17 protein-coding genes are annotated in these 14,993 nt (G+C 65.4%); 8 read left to right on the forward strand and 9 right to left on the reverse strand.

The genetic code is table 11. The features are described from left to right. Positions 1 to 56 precede the first annotated feature (56 nt). The 3 genes from RT614_RS16065 to RT614_RS16075 all read left to right on the forward strand — a co-directional run bounded on the left by RT614_RS16065 (position 57) and on the right by RT614_RS16075 (position 1,987). A complete protein-coding gene (locus tag RT614_RS16065) occupies positions 57 to 695 on the forward strand; it encodes a DedA family protein (protein ID WP_313623114.1) in 639 nt (212 codons plus the stop codon). 13 nt (positions 696 to 708) lie between these two features. Then, a complete protein-coding gene (locus RT614_RS16070) occupies positions 709 to 1,242 on the forward strand; it encodes a hypothetical protein (protein WP_313623115.1) in 534 nt (177 codons plus the stop codon). Positions 1,243 to 1,336: 94 nt separating this feature from the next. Continuing rightward, a complete protein-coding gene (locus RT614_RS16075; protein WP_313623231.1) occupies positions 1,337 to 1,987 on the forward strand; it encodes a dUTPase in 651 nt (216 codons plus the stop codon). A gap of 78 nt (positions 1,988 to 2,065) precedes the next feature. Here RT614_RS16075 and RT614_RS16080 read toward each other — a convergent pair whose 3' ends face one another. The 6 genes from RT614_RS16080 to RT614_RS16105 form a co-directional block, all read right to left on the reverse strand. After that, positions 2,066 to 3,178 carry an NADH:flavin oxidoreductase/NADH oxidase gene (locus RT614_RS16080; RefSeq protein WP_313623116.1) on the reverse strand — a complete coding sequence of 371 codons (1,113 nt, stop codon included), beginning with the start codon at positions 3,176 to 3,178 and terminating at the stop codon, positions 2,066 to 2,068. 95 nt (positions 3,179 to 3,273) lie between these two features. After that, a complete protein-coding gene (ehuA, locus tag RT614_RS16085; protein ID WP_313623117.1) occupies positions 3,274 to 4,044 on the reverse strand; it encodes an ectoine/hydroxyectoine ABC transporter ATP-binding protein EhuA in 771 nt (256 codons plus the stop codon). Then, on the reverse strand, positions 4,041 to 4,712 hold the full coding sequence (gene ehuD / locus RT614_RS16090) for an ectoine/hydroxyectoine ABC transporter permease subunit EhuD (RefSeq protein ID WP_313623118.1): 672 nt from the start codon (positions 4,710 to 4,712) through the stop codon (positions 4,041 to 4,043). The genes ehuA and ehuD overlap by 4 nt, the downstream gene beginning before the upstream one ends. Continuing rightward, on the reverse strand, positions 4,709 to 5,362 hold the full coding sequence (ehuC, locus tag RT614_RS16095; RefSeq protein WP_313623119.1) for an ectoine/hydroxyectoine ABC transporter permease subunit EhuC: 654 nt from the start codon (positions 5,360 to 5,362) through the stop codon (positions 4,709 to 4,711). Before ehuC ends, ehuD begins: the two co-directional genes overlap by 4 nt. A gap of 9 nt (positions 5,363 to 5,371) precedes the next feature. Then, positions 5,372 to 6,286 (reverse strand): ectoine/hydroxyectoine ABC transporter substrate-binding protein EhuB, encoded by a 915-nt coding sequence (ehuB, locus tag RT614_RS16100; protein WP_313623120.1) that lies wholly within the window; start codon positions 6,284 to 6,286, stop codon positions 5,372 to 5,374. A 175-nt stretch (positions 6,287 to 6,461) separates the two neighbouring features. After that, on the reverse strand, positions 6,462 to 7,616 hold the full coding sequence (locus tag RT614_RS16105; RefSeq protein WP_313623121.1) for an ABC transporter substrate-binding protein: 1,155 nt from the start codon (positions 7,614 to 7,616) through the stop codon (positions 6,462 to 6,464). A gap of 271 nt (positions 7,617 to 7,887) precedes the next feature. On the opposite strand from RT614_RS16105, the gene RT614_RS16110 reads away from it, so the two are divergent. Then, a complete protein-coding gene (locus tag RT614_RS16110; protein ID WP_313623122.1) occupies positions 7,888 to 8,313 on the forward strand; it encodes an OsmC family protein in 426 nt (141 codons plus the stop codon). A gap of 130 nt (positions 8,314 to 8,443) precedes the next feature. Further along, positions 8,444 to 9,733, forward strand: coding sequence for an Nramp family divalent metal transporter (locus tag RT614_RS16115; protein WP_313623123.1), 1,290 nt, complete (start codon positions 8,444 to 8,446; stop codon positions 9,731 to 9,733). A gap of 90 nt (positions 9,734 to 9,823) precedes the next feature. Here RT614_RS16115 and RT614_RS16120 read toward each other — a convergent pair whose 3' ends face one another. Next, entirely contained in the window at positions 9,824 to 10,045 is a 222-nt protein-coding gene (locus tag RT614_RS16120; RefSeq protein WP_313623124.1) for an XRE family transcriptional regulator, read from the reverse strand. 176 nt (positions 10,046 to 10,221) lie between these two features. Next, positions 10,222 to 10,839: a TetR/AcrR family transcriptional regulator gene (locus tag RT614_RS16125; protein ID WP_313623125.1), complete on the reverse strand. Its 618-nt coding sequence runs from the start codon at positions 10,837 to 10,839 to the stop codon at positions 10,222 to 10,224. A gap of 132 nt (positions 10,840 to 10,971) precedes the next feature. Here RT614_RS16125 and RT614_RS16130 point away from each other — a divergent pair, with 132 nt between their 5' ends. Beyond that, entirely contained in the window at positions 10,972 to 12,255 is a 1,284-nt protein-coding gene (locus tag RT614_RS16130) for an MFS transporter (protein ID WP_313623126.1), read from the forward strand. Positions 12,256 to 12,290: 35 nt separating this feature from the next. Here the strand turns inward: RT614_RS16130 and RT614_RS16135 are convergent, their stop codons facing one another. Further along, positions 12,291 to 12,995: a GntR family transcriptional regulator gene (locus tag RT614_RS16135; protein ID WP_313623127.1), complete on the reverse strand. Its 705-nt coding sequence runs from the start codon at positions 12,993 to 12,995 to the stop codon at positions 12,291 to 12,293. A 126-nt stretch (positions 12,996 to 13,121) separates the two neighbouring features. Here RT614_RS16135 and RT614_RS16140 point away from each other — a divergent pair, with 126 nt between their 5' ends. Next, positions 13,122 to 14,117 (forward strand): tripartite tricarboxylate transporter substrate binding protein, encoded by a 996-nt coding sequence (locus RT614_RS16140; RefSeq protein WP_313623128.1) that lies wholly within the window; start codon positions 13,122 to 13,124, stop codon positions 14,115 to 14,117. A gap of 67 nt (positions 14,118 to 14,184) precedes the next feature. Further along, a complete protein-coding gene (locus RT614_RS16145) occupies positions 14,185 to 14,985 on the forward strand; it encodes an enoyl-CoA hydratase/isomerase family protein (protein ID WP_313623129.1) in 801 nt (266 codons plus the stop codon). Positions 14,986 to 14,993 lie beyond the last annotated feature (8 nt).

A 14,993-nucleotide genomic window follows, 5' to 3' on the forward strand; every position in this document is an offset into this window, starting at 1 on the left:
GCCGCGCAGGCGTTAACATACCCGATTGCGTTCAGCTAATTTTCAACTTTGCATCCATGGATGAATACATCACGCAGATCGGCCAGTTCATCGAGGCCAACCAGGCCTGGGCCGGCCCGATCACCTTCCTGCTTACCTTGGGCGAGTCCATGGTACTCCTGGGCCTGTTCATTCCCGCCACCGCCCTGATGCTGCTGACAGGCGGCCTGATCGGTTCCGGCACGCTGGCGCCCTGGGGCGTCATCGTGTGGGGCATCGCGGGCGCCATCGTGGGCGACGCCCTGTCCTATTGGCTGGGTCGCTGGGCCGGCCCGGGCGTGCTGCGCCGCTGGCCCCTGAAGCAACAGCGCACCGGCGTGGCGCGGGCACGGCTTTTCTTCTACCGCTACGGGTTCGCCTCCGTGCTGATCGGCCGCTTCCTGGGGCCCATCCGTTCCACCATTCCTACGGTGGCCGGCGTGATGGGCATGGCGCAGGCCCGTTTCCAGTTGGCGAACGTGCTGTCAGCCGTGCTTTGGATGCCGTTGATGCTGGCGCCGGGCTACATCACCGCGCGCAGCCTGGGCGCGGCGCAGAACGCACAGCAGATCGCCATGATGATCGGCGCGGGGCTCTCGGTTTTGCTAGGATGCGGGCTTCTGCTTGCCATGCTGCGCAAGCGCCGGCAACCGGTGCGCGCGCGGCGGGGCAATTGAACCGGAGAGCCCCATGGCGATAGACGCCGAACCCAAGAACGGCGATTTTGCGCGGTACATCGAAGAGTTGACTCGCGCGGGAGGCGCCACGCCGGGCCGCACGTCATCCCGGCGAGACGCGCGCATTCCAACGCCGACGCCTTCCGTGCCCCCTCCTGTGACGCCGGGTTCGCTGTCCGACGCGCCGTGGGGCAATACATCATCCCCTGCCCCACGTTCGCGCACCGCGCAGCCGGCGCCGATGGCCACCGTGCCCGGCCAGCCCGACCAGGCCACCCTCACGCTCGCCCAGCAGGCGCGCCGGCGCAAGGTCGGCGTCATCTTGACGGTGGCCGGCATCATGGCGGGCTGGGCTGCGGCGAACATCGCATTCCGTGCGCTGCACAGTCCGCATTTCGAGCTCGACGAACTGATGCCCGCCGTGTTCCTGGGGTTCTTTGCGTTCATGCTGTTCAAGGCGGCCAGCGGCGCGCGCAATCCGCGCAAGACACCCCTGGACAAATTGCCGCCGCTGAAGTCGTCGTCCTACCGCAAGGACGGCAACTAGGGCCGGACAGCCGGCCCGGGCATTGGTGCTAACATTTCCGCCCAGTCAAAAAGACCCCACGAATTTCGGAGTGAAAGTGAACAACGTTGTCGGATTGAACCAGGCCCAGGCGGCCACGATGCTGAAGCTGCAAGGCGAACTGAACAGCATGATCAATCCGGACTGGGTCAACGGCGGAGCCCGCTTCCTGCGCGCTGCGTTTGTCGAATCCGCCGAGGCGCTGGAACACTACGGCTGGAAGTGGTGGAAGAAGCAGACCATCGACCTGCCCCAGGTGCAGATGGAACTGGTGGACATCCTGCATTTCTACCTGTCGCACACGATCGTCCAGGCCGGCGGCGACGTCGAGGCTGCCTCGCGCGCGCTGGTGGCCGACCTGGCCTCGCCCGGTTCCGTCTCGCTGGACGGCAAGACCTACGTCCTGGACGCGTTGAACGTGCCGGAACTGCTGGAGCTGATCGGCGGCCTGGCGGTTTGCGGACGCGCCAGCTTCAAGGTCCTGGAGCAATCCATGACGGCATGCGAAATGAGCTGGAATGACGCCTACACGCAGTACGTATCGAAGAACGTGCTGAACATCTTCCGCCAGCAGCACGGCTACAAGGAAGGCACCTACATCAAGATCTGGAATGGCGAGGAAGACAATGTCGTGCTGGCTCGCCTGCTGTCGCAACAGGATCCCGCCAGCGCCGACTTCGCCGACGTCCTGCATCGCGAACTGGAAGCTGCTTACGCGCGTCTCTAGGCCGCGCGCCACGACGGTCCACAAAAAACGCCGCAATGCGGCGTTTTTTGTGGGCGGAAGACGGACTCCTGGACGAGCCTAGCGCTGGCCGAAGCGCGTGTCGCCAAACAACGCCTTCAGTTCGCGCGGCTGCGACCGCCAATACTGGCGCGGGGCATCGACCTGGCCGCCCAACTGGGCGGCGGCATGCCACGGCCAGCGCGGGTCATAGAGCATGCCGCGCGCCAGCGCGATCATATCGGCCTTGCCTTGCTGAAGGATGTCTTCGGCCTGTTGCGCCTCGGTGATCAGGCCGACCGTGATGGTGGGCATGCCGATCTTGCGCTTGATCTCGTCGGCGAATGGCACCTGGTAATTCGGCCCCACCGGGATCTTCTGCTGCGACGACACGCCGCCACTGGACACGTCGATGAATTCACAGCCCCGGTCTTTCAGCGCTTGTGCAAAGACCAGCGTCTGCTCCAGGTCCCAGCCGCCGTCGACCCAGTCGGTGGCGGACACGCGCACGCCCAGCGCAACCGACTGCGGCGTGATCTCGCGCAGCGCCTGGAACACTTCCTGCGGAAAGCGCATGCGGTTTTCCAGCGAACCGCCGTAGGCGTCAGTGCGCCGGTTCGACAGCGGCGACAGGAACTGGTGCAGCAGATAGCCGTGGGCCGCATGCAGTTCGATGGCGTCGAAGCCCAACCGCAGGGCGCGGCGCGCACTGTCGACGAAAGCGTTGCGGACGCGTTCAAGGCCCGCGGCGTCCAGCGCATGGGGCGCAGGCTCATGCGCGTTGTGCGGCACGGCCGACGGCGCCCAGCCCTGCCAGCCACCCGCGCTTTCCGGCACGAGCTGGCCGCCGTTCCAGGGCGCGTCGCTGGACGCCTTGCGGCCGGCGTGGCCAAGCTGGATGCCCAGCTTGATCGGCGAGTACCGTCGCACCGCGGCCACGACGCGGCCCAGCGCGGCCTCGGTTTCGTCCGACCACAAACCGAGGTCTCCGGGAGAGATGCGGCCATCGGCCTCTACCGCCGTCGCTTCCGTGAACAGCAACGCGGCGCCCGACAACGCCAGGTGCCCCAGGTGGATCATGTGCCAGTCGGTCGCGCGGCCTTCCTCCGCCGAGTATTCGCACATGGGCGCGATGACGATGCGGTTGGCCAGGGATACGTTGCCGATTGACGTGGGGCTGAACAGGTGACTCATGCGTGGGGCTCCGAAGCGTTGGACGGCAAAGCATAGCGCCCGCGGAAAAAAAGGGCGCCAATCCCAGCGCCCCCGGCAGGGTTAAGTGCTGGCGGCTATTGCCCTTCGATCACCGAATCGAGGAACTGGCGCGTGCGCGCCTCTTTGGGCTGGCCGAACAGCACCGAGGATTCGGCGTCCTCGACGATATTGCCCTGATCGAAGAACAAGGTGCGGTCCGAGCTGCGTTCGGCGAATTTCATCTGGTGCGTAACGATGATCATGGTCATGCTGCGCCGGGCGGAAAGATCGCGAAGGATCTGCAGGATCCCGCCAACCAGCTCCGGATCCAGCGCGGACGTGACCTCGTCGAACAGCATGACCTGCGGGCACATCGCCAGTGCGCGGGCGATCCCGACGCGTTGCTTCTGCCCGCCCGACAATTGCGCGGGATAGACGTCCAGCTTGTCGCCCAGGCCCACCATGTCCAGGTATTCGACGGCGCGCTCGCGCGCCTCGCCGCGCGACATGCCCAGCACGTGCATCGGCGCTTCCATGGCGTTGCCCAGCGCGGTCATGTGCGGGAACAGGTTGAAATGCTGGAACACCATGCCGATCTTGCCGCGCACCTTGCGCAGATGCTCGGAATTCGGCCCCACGGCGCGGCCCTGGCTATCGGTCCACATGGGTTCGCCGTCGATCTCGATATCGCCGCTGGTCGGCTGGTCCAGCGTCATCAGCACGCGCAGCAACGTGGACTTGCCCGATCCCGATGGCCCGATGACCGCCACGGTCTGGCCCGCCGGGATCTCCAGGTTGATGCCACGCAGGACTTCCAGATCGCCGTAGCGCTTGTGCAGATTCTTGATGGTCAGGCTTGCGCTCATCGTTTTCCTCCATATCGTTGCAGGCGGGCCTCCAGGCCGCGCACACCCCAGGCCGCCACCAGGCTCAGCGCCAGGAACAGCAGGCCGACCAGGGTCAGGGGTTCGGTGTACCGGAATGTCGCGGATCCGATCATCTTGCTTTGCTGCAGCAGCTCGACCACGGTGATGGCCGACAGCAGCGGCGTGTCCTTGAACATCGCCACCAGGTAGTTGCCCAGCGCCGGCACGACCGGCGGGATGGCTTGCGGCAACACCACGCCCACGGCCGTGCGCCAACGCGACATGTTCAAGGCCGTGGCGGCCTCCCATTGGCCGCGGGGCACCGCCTCGATGCCGGCGCGGTAGACCTCGGCGCAGTAGGTGGCGTAATGCAGACCCAGCGCCACGATCCCGGTCGTCAGCGGCGACATCTGTGCCCCCGTCAACGGCAGCACGTAGAACAGGAAGTACATCTGCACCAGCAGCGGCGTGCTGCGCACGAATTCGATGACGAATGCCGTGGGCAGCGACACGATGCGCAGACGGGAACGGCGCAGCATTGCCAGCGCCAGCCCCAGCGTGACGGCTACCAGCATGCCCAGCACGGTGGCCTGGACCGTGATCAACAGCGCGGATCCCAGCGTGGGCAGAATCTGCAGGGCGAAAGACCAGTCGAATATCGGTGTCATCGGACTCGGACCCTCCGCTCAAGCATGCGCACGCCCGCCGTGATCAGCAATGCCACCGCGAAGTACATCAACAGCATCAGGGTGAAGATCTCCGTGGTGCGCAGGGTTTCGCTGCGCAGCAGCTGGCCGCGGAACGTCAGGTCGGTGATCGTGATCAGCGACACCAGCGCGGTGTTTTTCAATAGCTCGATGAGCAGGTTGCCGGCGGGCGGCAGCATGGCCGGCACCGCCTGCGGCAACACGATGCGCTGCATGATCTGCCTGCGGGTCAGGTTCAGGGCCACGCCCGCTTCGCGCTGGCCCGGCGGCACGGCGCGTATGGCGCCGCGCACGACCTCGGCCCCATAGGCGCCGGCATTCAGCGCCAGCACCACGATGCCGACCAGCATCGCCGGCAGCTGCACGCCGAACAACGGGAGCACGAAGTAGAACCAGAAAAGCTGCACCAGGGCGGACGTTCCCCGGAAGATCTCGACGTAGACCGCCGCCGCCCATCGGACCGGCCGCAACGACGAAAGGCGGCCCATGCCCGACGCCAGCGCCAGCGGGACCGCCAGCACCACGGCCCCCGCCAGGATCTGCAGCGTCACTGCCAGCCCCTCGAGCAATGGCGGCACCAGCTCCGCGATATGTTCTGAAATCAGCTGCATCGGCGCCCCTTACTGCCCGGCGCAGAGCTTCGCTGCGGTCACGCCCTGGGGAAGCTCCTGCTCAGTGAAACCGAAGGGCTCCACCAGCTTTTTGTGTTCGTCGGTACCGATGAACTTGGCCAGTTCCGCGTTGAAGGCGTCCGCGAATGCCTTGTCGTCGGTCCTGAAGGCGTAGGCGCCATAGCCGCGCACGCCCTTGCCGTCGATCACCGGGTCCGTGAAGGGATCGGCCTTTTCAAGGCCGCTGCCCTCCTGCGTCTTGACCATCAGGTCATTGATGGTCAGCGCGGTGGCCGCGTAGGCGTCGGCGCGGCCGGCCTGCACGCCGGACAGGGCGCTGACCGCGTCGGGAAACACCACCATCTGTCCCGAGGGAATCTTGACCTTCTCGGCATAATCGCCTTCGATGGCGCCCACGACCACGCCCAGCTTCGCATCGGGGTTCTTGGCCACGTCTTCATAGCTGTGCAGGTTTTTGGGATTGCCCTGTTTCACCAGGAACGCTTCGCCCACGCCATACGTGGGATCCGAAAAGGCCACCTGCTGGCAGCGTTCGGGGGTGACATACATGCCGGCCGCGATGATGTCGAAACGCTTTGCGGCCAGGCCGGGAATCAGCGAGCCGAATTCCGTCAGCACGCCTTCGACCTCGTTGATGCCCATGCGCTTGAGCACGATTCGCGCTATTTCCACGGATTCACCCGTGACCTTCGCCTCTTTGCTGTCCATGTAGGCGAACGGCGCCTCGTTGGCGTAGCCGATGCGGATCTTGCCTGCGGCTTTGGCGGCTTCCAGCGTGCTGGCGGCCGTGGCGGGCGCGCCGCCTGCCGCGGCGGTCGGCTTGTCGGAACCGGAATCGGAGCAGGCGGCCAGGACGCCAAGGCTCAGGGCCGCCAGCAGCTTTCTGGATCGGATCAAGGTCATGGATTTCTCCCTAATTTATTTCTAGGTTTATGGCTTCACTAAAAATAATACGCTAATTAATGATTTCTACACGAATGATAAAGGCGCAAAAAAGCAGGCCTAAGCCTGCTTTTGCCGTCCGTTGCCCTATGGAGCGTTAGGACACGTTACGAACGGTAGGGAGATATGGCCCCTATTAGTGCGCGTAGGAGAAGCGGCCGTTTTTGATCACGCCCATCACGCGCGCGCGCTCGTCGAACCCCTGGTGGTTGTCTTTGCTGATGTTCAGCACGCCATTCGGCACGACCAGGTCTCGGGTGTTTTCCAAGGCGTCGCGCAGCGCCTGGCGGAATTCCGGCGTGCCCGGCTTGGCGCCGGTCTTCAGCGCCCGCCCCACCGCCGAATCCAGCAGCATCCAGGCGCCGTAGGCGTCGCCGGCAAATTGCGTGAGCGTGTTCGGGCCGTATTGCTGCTCGTACTTGTCGGCAAATTCCACCGCCACCTTCTTGACCGGGTTGGAATCGGGCAATTCGCGCGCCACAACGCCCGGCCCCGTGGGGAACAGAGTGCCTTCGACGTCCTTGCCGCCCACCTGCAGGAATTCCAGCGTGCCGATGCCGTGCGTCTGGTAGACAGCGCCCGTATAACCGCGTTCCAGCAAGGTTTTCTGCGGCAAGGCGGCGGGTGTGCCGGAGCCCGCGATCAGCACGGCGTCCGGCTTGGCGGCAATGACCTTCAATACCTGGCCGACCACCGACGCATCGGTGCGTTGGAAGCGTTCCTGGGCCACGACCTTTACGTCGGACCCTGCCGCGGCGTTGAATTCCTTCCACCAGCTATCGCCGTAGGAATCCGCGAAGCCGATGAAAGCCACGGTTTTCAAGCCCTTCTTCTTCATGTCCTCGACAAGGGCGGCGGCCATCAGCGAGTCGTTCTGCGGCATCTTGAATGCCCATGCGCGCTTGGGATCCGACATCGGTTCGACGATGACGCTGGACGCCGCCAGCGCGATCATCGGCGTTCCGGTTTCGGCCAGCACGTCCAGAGCGGCCAGCGCGGACGCCGTGATATTGGGGCCGACAATGGCGTCGACCTTGTCTTCCGAAGTCAGCTTGCGCATGTTCTTCACGGCGCGGCTCACGTCCGTGCCGTCGTCCAGGACCACGTAGCGCGCCGGCTCGCCACCCAGCGTGTTCGGCCAGAGGCGGATCGCGTTGTTGGTCTGGATGCCGATGGCGGCGGCGGGGCCAGTCGTGGACACGTCCACGCCGATGACGATTTCGGCCTGGGCGGACATGACAGGAACGGCCAGCGCGACGGCGCAGGCGTAGCGGGCAAGGATGCTGGACATGACTACGGTTCTCGGAAGATGTGAAAGGGATGCCGCTATTTTGCCTGATGCGCCGCGCTGCCCTTTTATGCGCGGCCCGGGTCCGCAGCCGCGCCGCCGCGGGTCGGTTACATCGGCTTGCCGTTGCGTGCGGTCGTTTCCTCGCCGGACCGCCGCACGGGCCGTATCATCGTCGATGCCGCCTGAGGCAGGCGCGCCGCCCTTTGCTGGCGGCGCCTCCCCCACCCCCGGACGCGCCGCGCACGGCCGCGTTCCTTCACAGGAGTCATGTATGAAGAAAACCGCAACCGCCGCCTGGTCGGGCGATCTGAAGACTGGCAAAGGCACGATTTCCACGCAGAGCGGCGCGCTCAAGAGCCAGCCCTATGGCTTCAATACCCGCTTCGGCGACACGCCGGGCACCAACCCGGAAGAATTGCTGGGCGCCGCGCACGCCGGCTGCTTCACCATGGCGCTGTCCAACATCCTGTCCGAGGCCGGCATGGTCGCGCAAAGCCTGGACACCAAGGCCGAAGTCACGCTGGACAAGGTGGACGACGGCTTCGCCATCACCGCCGTCCACCTGACCGTCGAAGCCGTCATTCCGGGCGCGTCCGCGCAAGCCTTCGAGGACGCCGCGCGCAAGGCCGAAAAGGGATGCCCGGTTTCCAAGGTGCTGAACGCCAAGATCTCGATGGACGCCAAACTCAAGTCCTGATCCGTCCTCCCCACGATCCGGCTCCTGACGGGGCCGGATCATTGGGCAAGCCTATCCCGGGCTTGTCCAAAATCAATTTGACGGTCTGCGGCAGCTCTTGGAAGATGAGAACCATTCTCAGGAGCAACGCATGACCGGATTCATCTACGCGATATCAGGCGGCAACGCCGCCGCGATGCAGGACGCGCGGGTATCCGCGAACCTGCGGCGCATGGTCGGCTCGGGTCTCCTCGTTGCGGTCGGCTATATCGACCCCGGCAACTGGGCCACCGACATCGCGGGTGGCAGCGGCTTCGGCTACGGCCTGCTCATGGTCGTCATCACGTCCGCCTTTCTTGCGCTGGGTTTCCAGGTGCTGGTTTCGCGGCTGGCGCTGGCCACGGGCCAAGACTTGGCTACCCTCACCGCTCGCCATCTGTCTCCTCGCCTGGCCAAGGCCGCGTGGCTGGCCGGCGAGGCCGCCATCCTGGCCACCGCCCTGGCCGAACTGATCGGCGGCGCCATTGCCTTGCGCCTGCTGTTCGGCCTGCCGCTGATTGGCGGCGTCGCCGTCACCGGCATCGGCACGTTCGCCGTGCTGGCGATGACCCGCGGCAATGCCGACCGGCATGAACGCGTGATCGCGCTGTTGCTTTCCGTGGTGGCGCTGTCGTTCGTTTTCCTGTTGTTCAAGGCCAATCCGGCATGGACCGAGGTGGCTGAAGGCATGACGGAAACGGGCAAGGCGCTGCGCGATCCCCAGGGCTTTCTGATCGCGCTCGGGATCCTGGGCGCTACCCTGATGCCGCACAACCTTTACCTGCATTCGGGTTCCCTGGCGCAGCGCGCACGGGACCTGCCCGTTGAAGCCCGCGACATGGCCATGCGGGTGGCGCGCAACGACACGATCGTGTCCCTGGGCGTGGCCATGCTGATCAATTCGGCCATCATGATCGTGGCCGCCGCTTCGATTTCCGGCTCTGCCATGGCGGTTTCCAGCCTGGACGACGCGCATGCGGTGATCGGCCACACGCTGGGCGTCGGCGCGGCCATCGTGTTCGCAGTGGCGTTGTACGCGGCCGGCCAAAGCTCCACGATCACCGGCGTGCTGGCCGGGCGCATTCTGTCGCAAGGGTTTCAGGTCCGCAGCAACTGGTCGGATCGCCGCCGTGCGCTGATGACCCGCCTGGTGGCGGGAGCCGCGGCCGTGGGGCTGCTGGCCTTCACGGGCGGCCAGGATCCGGACGGACTGCTGGTCTTAAGCCAGGTCATCCTGAGCCTGGCGCTGCCCTTCGCCCTGGGCCCGCTGGTGGTCCTTGCCTGCCGCAAGAGCCTGATGGGGCGGTACGTGCTGCGGGGCGCATGGGCGTGGGCCGCAATGGGCGCCACCGTGGGCATCATCATCCTGGACGGCTACCTGCTGCTGGACTTGGTCGTCTGAGACTGATGTCGCGGAAACCGCCGGTCAAGGCGACACGCATAAAAAAACGCCAGCGAAAGAGCTGGCGCTTTTTTTACTGGACTGCCCCCATCAATGATGAGCAGAGACCACGGGGTGCTGCCTGCGACCCGCGTCCATGTCATGCAAGACTTCACCGACTGCGCCGCCCAATGCGACCAGGCGCAGTTTCAGGCGAAGCCAGCGCGAGCCGACGGACGGTACGGACAGGGTTTCCGCCTTGATGGCCTCGCGGATCAGGGACCGCTCCAGCGCATCCGACATACGGGCATTTTTCAACGCGGTATCGCTCATGATTCTCTCCTTGAGAAAGCGCGATGTGGAACAACACGAACCCATCTTAGATCCGTGTTTGCTGCGTTGCAATAAAAACCCTAAACATTTTTTTCGTCGTTGCGCAATGGGTACAAACACCACCACAACGGTGCATGGGGCACCGCGCTGCGCACCAGTCCTGTGCACTAGCCCCTTCAGGGGGTGAGATAGGCCTGGATCAGCTTATCGGCCATCTCGGCGACCCGGCCCGCGGGCCCGCCTTCGCCAAACAGCTGACTGGACACAAAGGCGCCTTCGATCAGGAGCAGCAGTCCGTCGGCAAGGGCCTCGGAGTCGCGGGCTCCCATCTCGGCGGCCATTGCGTTCAAGCGGCGGCGCAGCTCCTGCTTGTGCGCCACGGCAACCGCGCGGGCGGGATGGTCCGATTCCGGATATTCCACGGCCGCGTTCGTCAGGCCGCAGCCGCGGTAGCCGTTCTGCACGGCGCGCCCGCCCAGGCCGGACAAGTAATCCAGCAATTGGGCGCGTGGATCGCCGGGGTGAGCGGCGCATGCTGCGTCGAAACGCACCCAGAATTCGCCCTCGTAGTCGCGCAGGTAGGCCGCCGCCAGTTCGTCCTTGGAGGAAAAGCTGCGGTAGAGACTGGGTTTGGTGACGCCCGCCTGGGTGACGATTGCGTCCACGCCGACGGCGCGTATGCCGTCGCGATAGAACATTTCGCGCGCGGTCTTGCGAATCCGGTCGGCCGCCAACAGCGGCTTGGCGCCGGATTTGCCGGGCGACGAGGACGTGGCGGGATTTTTGCTGGCCATATTGGGCTCCTTTTCCACGGGAAAGCTGCACACACTTCGCGGTTCCCGAAATCAGGGTCGCCAAAAAACGCTTGACGATGTTACTGACCGGTACGTACCATTCGCGAACCTCAATACGTACCGGTAAGTAACATGAGTATAGCCCACCCTCCCTTCCCCTTCCGGCGCGCCGGTCAAAAATACGCGTTCGTGGTTGTCGCGGTGATCTTCCTGTCTTTGCTGGTGGCGGCGGGACTGCGGTCCTCGCCCAGCGTGCTGCTGGTGCCCCTGGAAGAGGCGTTCGGCTGGAGCCGCAGCTCGATTTCCTTTGCGGCCGCTCTGGGTATTTTCCTGTACGGCTTGGTGGGCCCCTTCGCCGCCGCCGCAATGGAGCGCTTTGGATTGCGGCGCGTCCTGATCAGCGCCCTGGTGCTGATGTCCGCGTCCAGCGCCGTCAGCGCGTACATGACCGAGCCTTGGCATCTGATCATGACGTGGGGCGTGTTTTCAGGAATCAGCTCGGGCGCGGTCGCCATCGTGATGGGCGCTACCGTCGTCAACCGCTGGTTCGTCAAGCATCGCGGCCTGATGATGGGCCTGCTGACCGCCAGCGCGGCAACCGGCACATTGGTCTTTCTGCCCGTGCTGGCTGCGCTGGCCTCGTCGGGCGACTGGACGCGCGTTGTCTGGACGGTGGCCGGCGCCGCGGCGGCACTGGTGCCGCTGGCCTGGTGGTTGGTGCCGGACCGGCCGTCCAGCGTGGGACTCGTGCCCTTCGGCAGCGATCCGGACGCGCAGCCCGCGCCTGCCGCGCCGCGCACCGGCATGATCGCCGCCACGTTCGGCACACTCGCGCGCGCCGCCAGGACCCGCACGTTCTGGTATCTGTTCGCCACCTTTTTCGTATGCGGCTTCACGACGAACGGACTGGTCGGCACGCACCTCATCGCGCTCTGCGGAGACCACGGCATGCCAGAGGTGCAGGCGGCAGGTCTGCTCGCCGTAATGGGCATCTTCGACCTGCTCGGCACCACCGCATCGGGCTGGCTCACCGATCGCTACGACCCGCGCAAGCTGCTCTTCGTCTACTACGCGCTGCGCGGCCTGTCGTTGATGTACCTGCCCTACTCCGATTTCTCGTTCTACAGCCTGTCGATCTTCGCGATCTTCTTCGGCCTGGACTGGATCGCCACCGTGCCGCCTACCCTGCGGTTGACGACGGAAGCCTTCGGCGAGCGCGACGCCTCGATCGTGTTCGGGTGGATCGTGGCGGGCCATCAGATGGGTGCGGCCAGCGCCGCCTGGATGGCGGGCGCGCTGCGCCAGGCGCAGGGCAGCTACATGATGGCCTTTGTGATTTCGGGCGCGACAGGCATCATCGCCGCCGTGCTTGCCCTGATGATCGGCCGTCAGCGCGCGGTGGCGCAGCCGGCCTGAATCCTGCGGTCATGGCGGCGCGCGCCGCCATGGCCTCAAGCCCCGCCGCCGCCCGTGCGGCCACGCAAGTTATAGGCTTTCTTGCCCCCTACGTGCTTGCGGATCAGGGCTTCGGCGCGCTCACCGTCGCGCGCCATCAGCGCCTGGACGAAGGCCTCGTGGTCGGCCACCGCCGTCGTCCACTCGTCCAGGTCGAAGTTGGACTTGTAGCGCAGCGCCTGCACCTGCAGGTTCAGCCGGTCGTACGAATGCGTCAACGCCGGATTGCGCGCGGCGCGGTTGATCGCGATGTGCGTGCCCATGCTGGCCGCAAAGTATGCGCGAATGTCCCGCTTTTCATAGTTTTCAAGCATCTGCGCATGCAGGCGCGCGATCTGGGCAAGCTCGGCCTCGGACGCGCGCTCGGCGGCGCTGCGCACCGCCAATCCTTCAAGCACGGACAGCACGTCGAAGATGTTCTCGATGTCCTCGGCTGACAGCTCGACCACCATCGCCCCGCGCTTGGGCTGCAAGGTGACCAGGCCATCCGAGGCAAGCATCCGGTAAGCCTCGCGTAGCGGCGTGCGTGAAATCTTTAGCTGATCGCACAGGTCCCGTTCATTGAGCCAGGTGCCCGGCTTGAGCGTGCCGTCGATGATCAGTTGGCGCAGCCTTTCGGCCACGACCGCCGGCAAGGTGGGATGGTGGATCGCCAAATCGAGGACGGATATATCTGCGGTCAGGGGTTCAGGGTTAGCCATGGGTTGTTCGTGCTCGCGACATCGACTATTTTTGTATCTGGTATACCAAACACCAGCGGAATACCAACCTGACCCAATCATAGAGCAAGCAGCCCCTGGGCAGGCCGCATCCACCAAGGAGACCTTATGAACAAGCATGCCCGCGCATGGACCTGCGTCCTGACGCTGACCGCAAGCCTAGCCGCCGCCAGCCCCGTGCTGGCGCAGGATCCATCGAAGTGGCCGGAGCGTCCCATCCGACTCGTCGTCGGCTTTGTCCCGGGCGGCGGCACCGACGTGTCGGCCCGCATCGTTTCCGCCCGCCTGTCCAGCCTGCTGGGGCAGCAGGTCGTGGTGGAAAACAAGCCGGGCGCCTCCGGCTTGATTGCGGCCGACTATGTCGTCAAGGCAGACCCCGATGGCTACACGCTGCTGCTGGCCAACATGCAGTCCACCGTCGCGGCGCCCTACGTGGTGCAGTCCAGCATCGATCCCATCAAGGATTTCACCGCCGTGCGGTACATCGGATCGGTGCCCAACGTGCTGGTCGTGAACCCCGCCAAGCACGCCTATGCCACCGTCCAGAACCTGGTGGACGACGCCCGCGCCAAGCCCAAGCAGCTGCTGTACGCCTCGTCGGGCATGGGCAGCCCGCAGCACCTGAGCGCCGCGCGGTTTTCCCAGATCGCCGGTGTGTCGATGGAGCACGTCCCCTACAAAGGCAGCGGCCAGGCCATGACCGACCTGCTGGGCGGCAGCGTGGACATGAATTTCGACACGCTGCCGGGCGCGATCAATCAGATCCAGGCCGGCAAGCTGCGTCCGCTGGCGGTGACCAGCCCGGAACGCAGCAAACGGCTGCCCGACGTGCCGACGCTGGCCGAATCCGGCATCAAGGGCCTGGACGTCGTGCAGTGGTACGCCGTGCTGGCGCCCGCCAAACTGCCCCGGCCGATCATGGAAAAACTGGACCAGGCGCTACGCCAGACACTCGCCGACCCCGAGGTTGCCGCCAAGCTCGCCGACCAGGGCATGGACCTGGGCGGCGGGCCGCAGACCCCTGCCGCCTTCGCCGCCTACGTGCGGGAAGAGTGGAGCAAGTACGGCAAGCTCACCGCCAGCCTGGGCCTGACAAAGCAGTAGACCGCGAACAGCAAGCTCCCACTCATCCTCGCGGGGGATCCTCCCCCGCGCATGCAAAAGGAACCTTATGAGCGCTACTTCCATCCCCGGCACTTCGCCCATCCTGCTCGAGCGCGACGGCGACATCGCGACCGTGGTGCTGAACCGTCCGGAAAAACTCAACGCCTTCACCATCGACGGCTGGCGCCTGCTTGGCGACACCTTTCTTGCGCTGGACCGCGACGACGGCGTGCGCTGCGTGTTGGTGCGCGGCGCGGGCGAGAAGGCCTTTTCACCCGGCAACGACATCAGCGAATTTGAAACCGCGCGCAGCAACAAGCGGCAGGCGGTGGAATATGGCGCCGTCATGCGCCGCACGATCGAGGCGATCGGCAACTGCCGCCACCCCGTGGTCGCGCAAATCCACGGCATCTGCGTGGGCGGCGGGCTGGAGATCGCCAGCCTGGCCGACGTGCGAATCTGCGGCGAAAGCTCGCGGTTTGGCGTACCCATCAAGAATCTGGGCCTGGTGATGTCGTACTCGGAGCTGGCCCCGCTGGTGCGGCTGGTCGGTCCCACCGTGGCGCTGCAAGTGCTGCTGGAAGGCTCGATATTCGATGCCGCCGAAGCCTTGCGACTGGGCGTGGTCACGCGCGTGGTTGCGGACGACCAGGTCGCAACCGAGGCACAAGCGACCGCGCGCCGGATCGCCGACGGCGCGCCGCTGGTGGCCCGCTGGCACAAGAAGTTCGTGCGCAATCTGGTGCAGGGCCAGGCGCTGACCGACGCCGACCGCGACGAAGCGTTCGACTGCTTCGACACCGAGGACTTTCGCGCCGGCTACCGCGCCTTCCTGGCCAAGGCCAAACCGCAATTCAGCGGCCGCTGAACGCAGAT

This window comes from Achromobacter sp. (assembly GCF_032102605.1).
Taxonomy (GTDB): domain Bacteria; phylum Pseudomonadota; class Gammaproteobacteria; order Burkholderiales; family Burkholderiaceae_B; genus Achromobacter.

Bases quoted from the DNA above. Each gene is read 5' to 3' on its own strand.
- RT614_RS16065 (WP_313623114.1), top strand. From the start codon at position 57: ATGGATGAATACATCACGCAGATCGGCCAGTTCATCGAGGCCAACCAG.
- RT614_RS16070 (WP_313623115.1), top strand. From the start codon at position 709: ATGGCGATAGACGCCGAACCCAAGAACGGCGATTTTGCGCGGTACATC.
- RT614_RS16080 (WP_313623116.1), bottom strand. From the start codon at position 3,178: ATGAGTCACCTGTTCAGCCCCACGTCAATCGGCAACGTATCCCTGGCC.
- ehuA (WP_313623117.1), bottom strand. From the start codon at position 4,044: ATGAGCGCAAGCCTGACCATCAAGAATCTGCACAAGCGCTACGGCGAT.
- ehuD (WP_313623118.1), bottom strand. From the start codon at position 4,712: ATGACACCGATATTCGACTGGTCTTTCGCCCTGCAGATTCTGCCCACG.
- ehuC (WP_313623119.1), bottom strand. From the start codon at position 5,362: ATGCAGCTGATTTCAGAACATATCGCGGAGCTGGTGCCGCCATTGCTC.
- ehuB (WP_313623120.1), bottom strand. From the start codon at position 6,286: ATGACCTTGATCCGATCCAGAAAGCTGCTGGCGGCCCTGAGCCTTGGC.
- RT614_RS16105 (WP_313623121.1), bottom strand. From the start codon at position 7,616: ATGTCCAGCATCCTTGCCCGCTACGCCTGCGCCGTCGCGCTGGCCGTT.
- RT614_RS16110 (WP_313623122.1), top strand. From the start codon at position 7,888: ATGAAGAAAACCGCAACCGCCGCCTGGTCGGGCGATCTGAAGACTGGC.
- RT614_RS16115 (WP_313623123.1), top strand. From the start codon at position 8,444: ATGACCGGATTCATCTACGCGATATCAGGCGGCAACGCCGCCGCGATG.
- RT614_RS16120 (WP_313623124.1), bottom strand. From the start codon at position 10,045: ATGAGCGATACCGCGTTGAAAAATGCCCGTATGTCGGATGCGCTGGAG.
- RT614_RS16125 (WP_313623125.1), bottom strand. From the start codon at position 10,839: ATGGCCAGCAAAAATCCCGCCACGTCCTCGTCGCCCGGCAAATCCGGC.
- RT614_RS16130 (WP_313623126.1), top strand. From the start codon at position 10,972: ATGAGTATAGCCCACCCTCCCTTCCCCTTCCGGCGCGCCGGTCAAAAA.
- RT614_RS16135 (WP_313623127.1), bottom strand. From the start codon at position 12,995: ATGGCTAACCCTGAACCCCTGACCGCAGATATATCCGTCCTCGATTTG.
- RT614_RS16140 (WP_313623128.1), top strand. From the start codon at position 13,122: ATGAACAAGCATGCCCGCGCATGGACCTGCGTCCTGACGCTGACCGCA.
- RT614_RS16145 (WP_313623129.1), top strand. From the start codon at position 14,185: ATGAGCGCTACTTCCATCCCCGGCACTTCGCCCATCCTGCTCGAGCGC.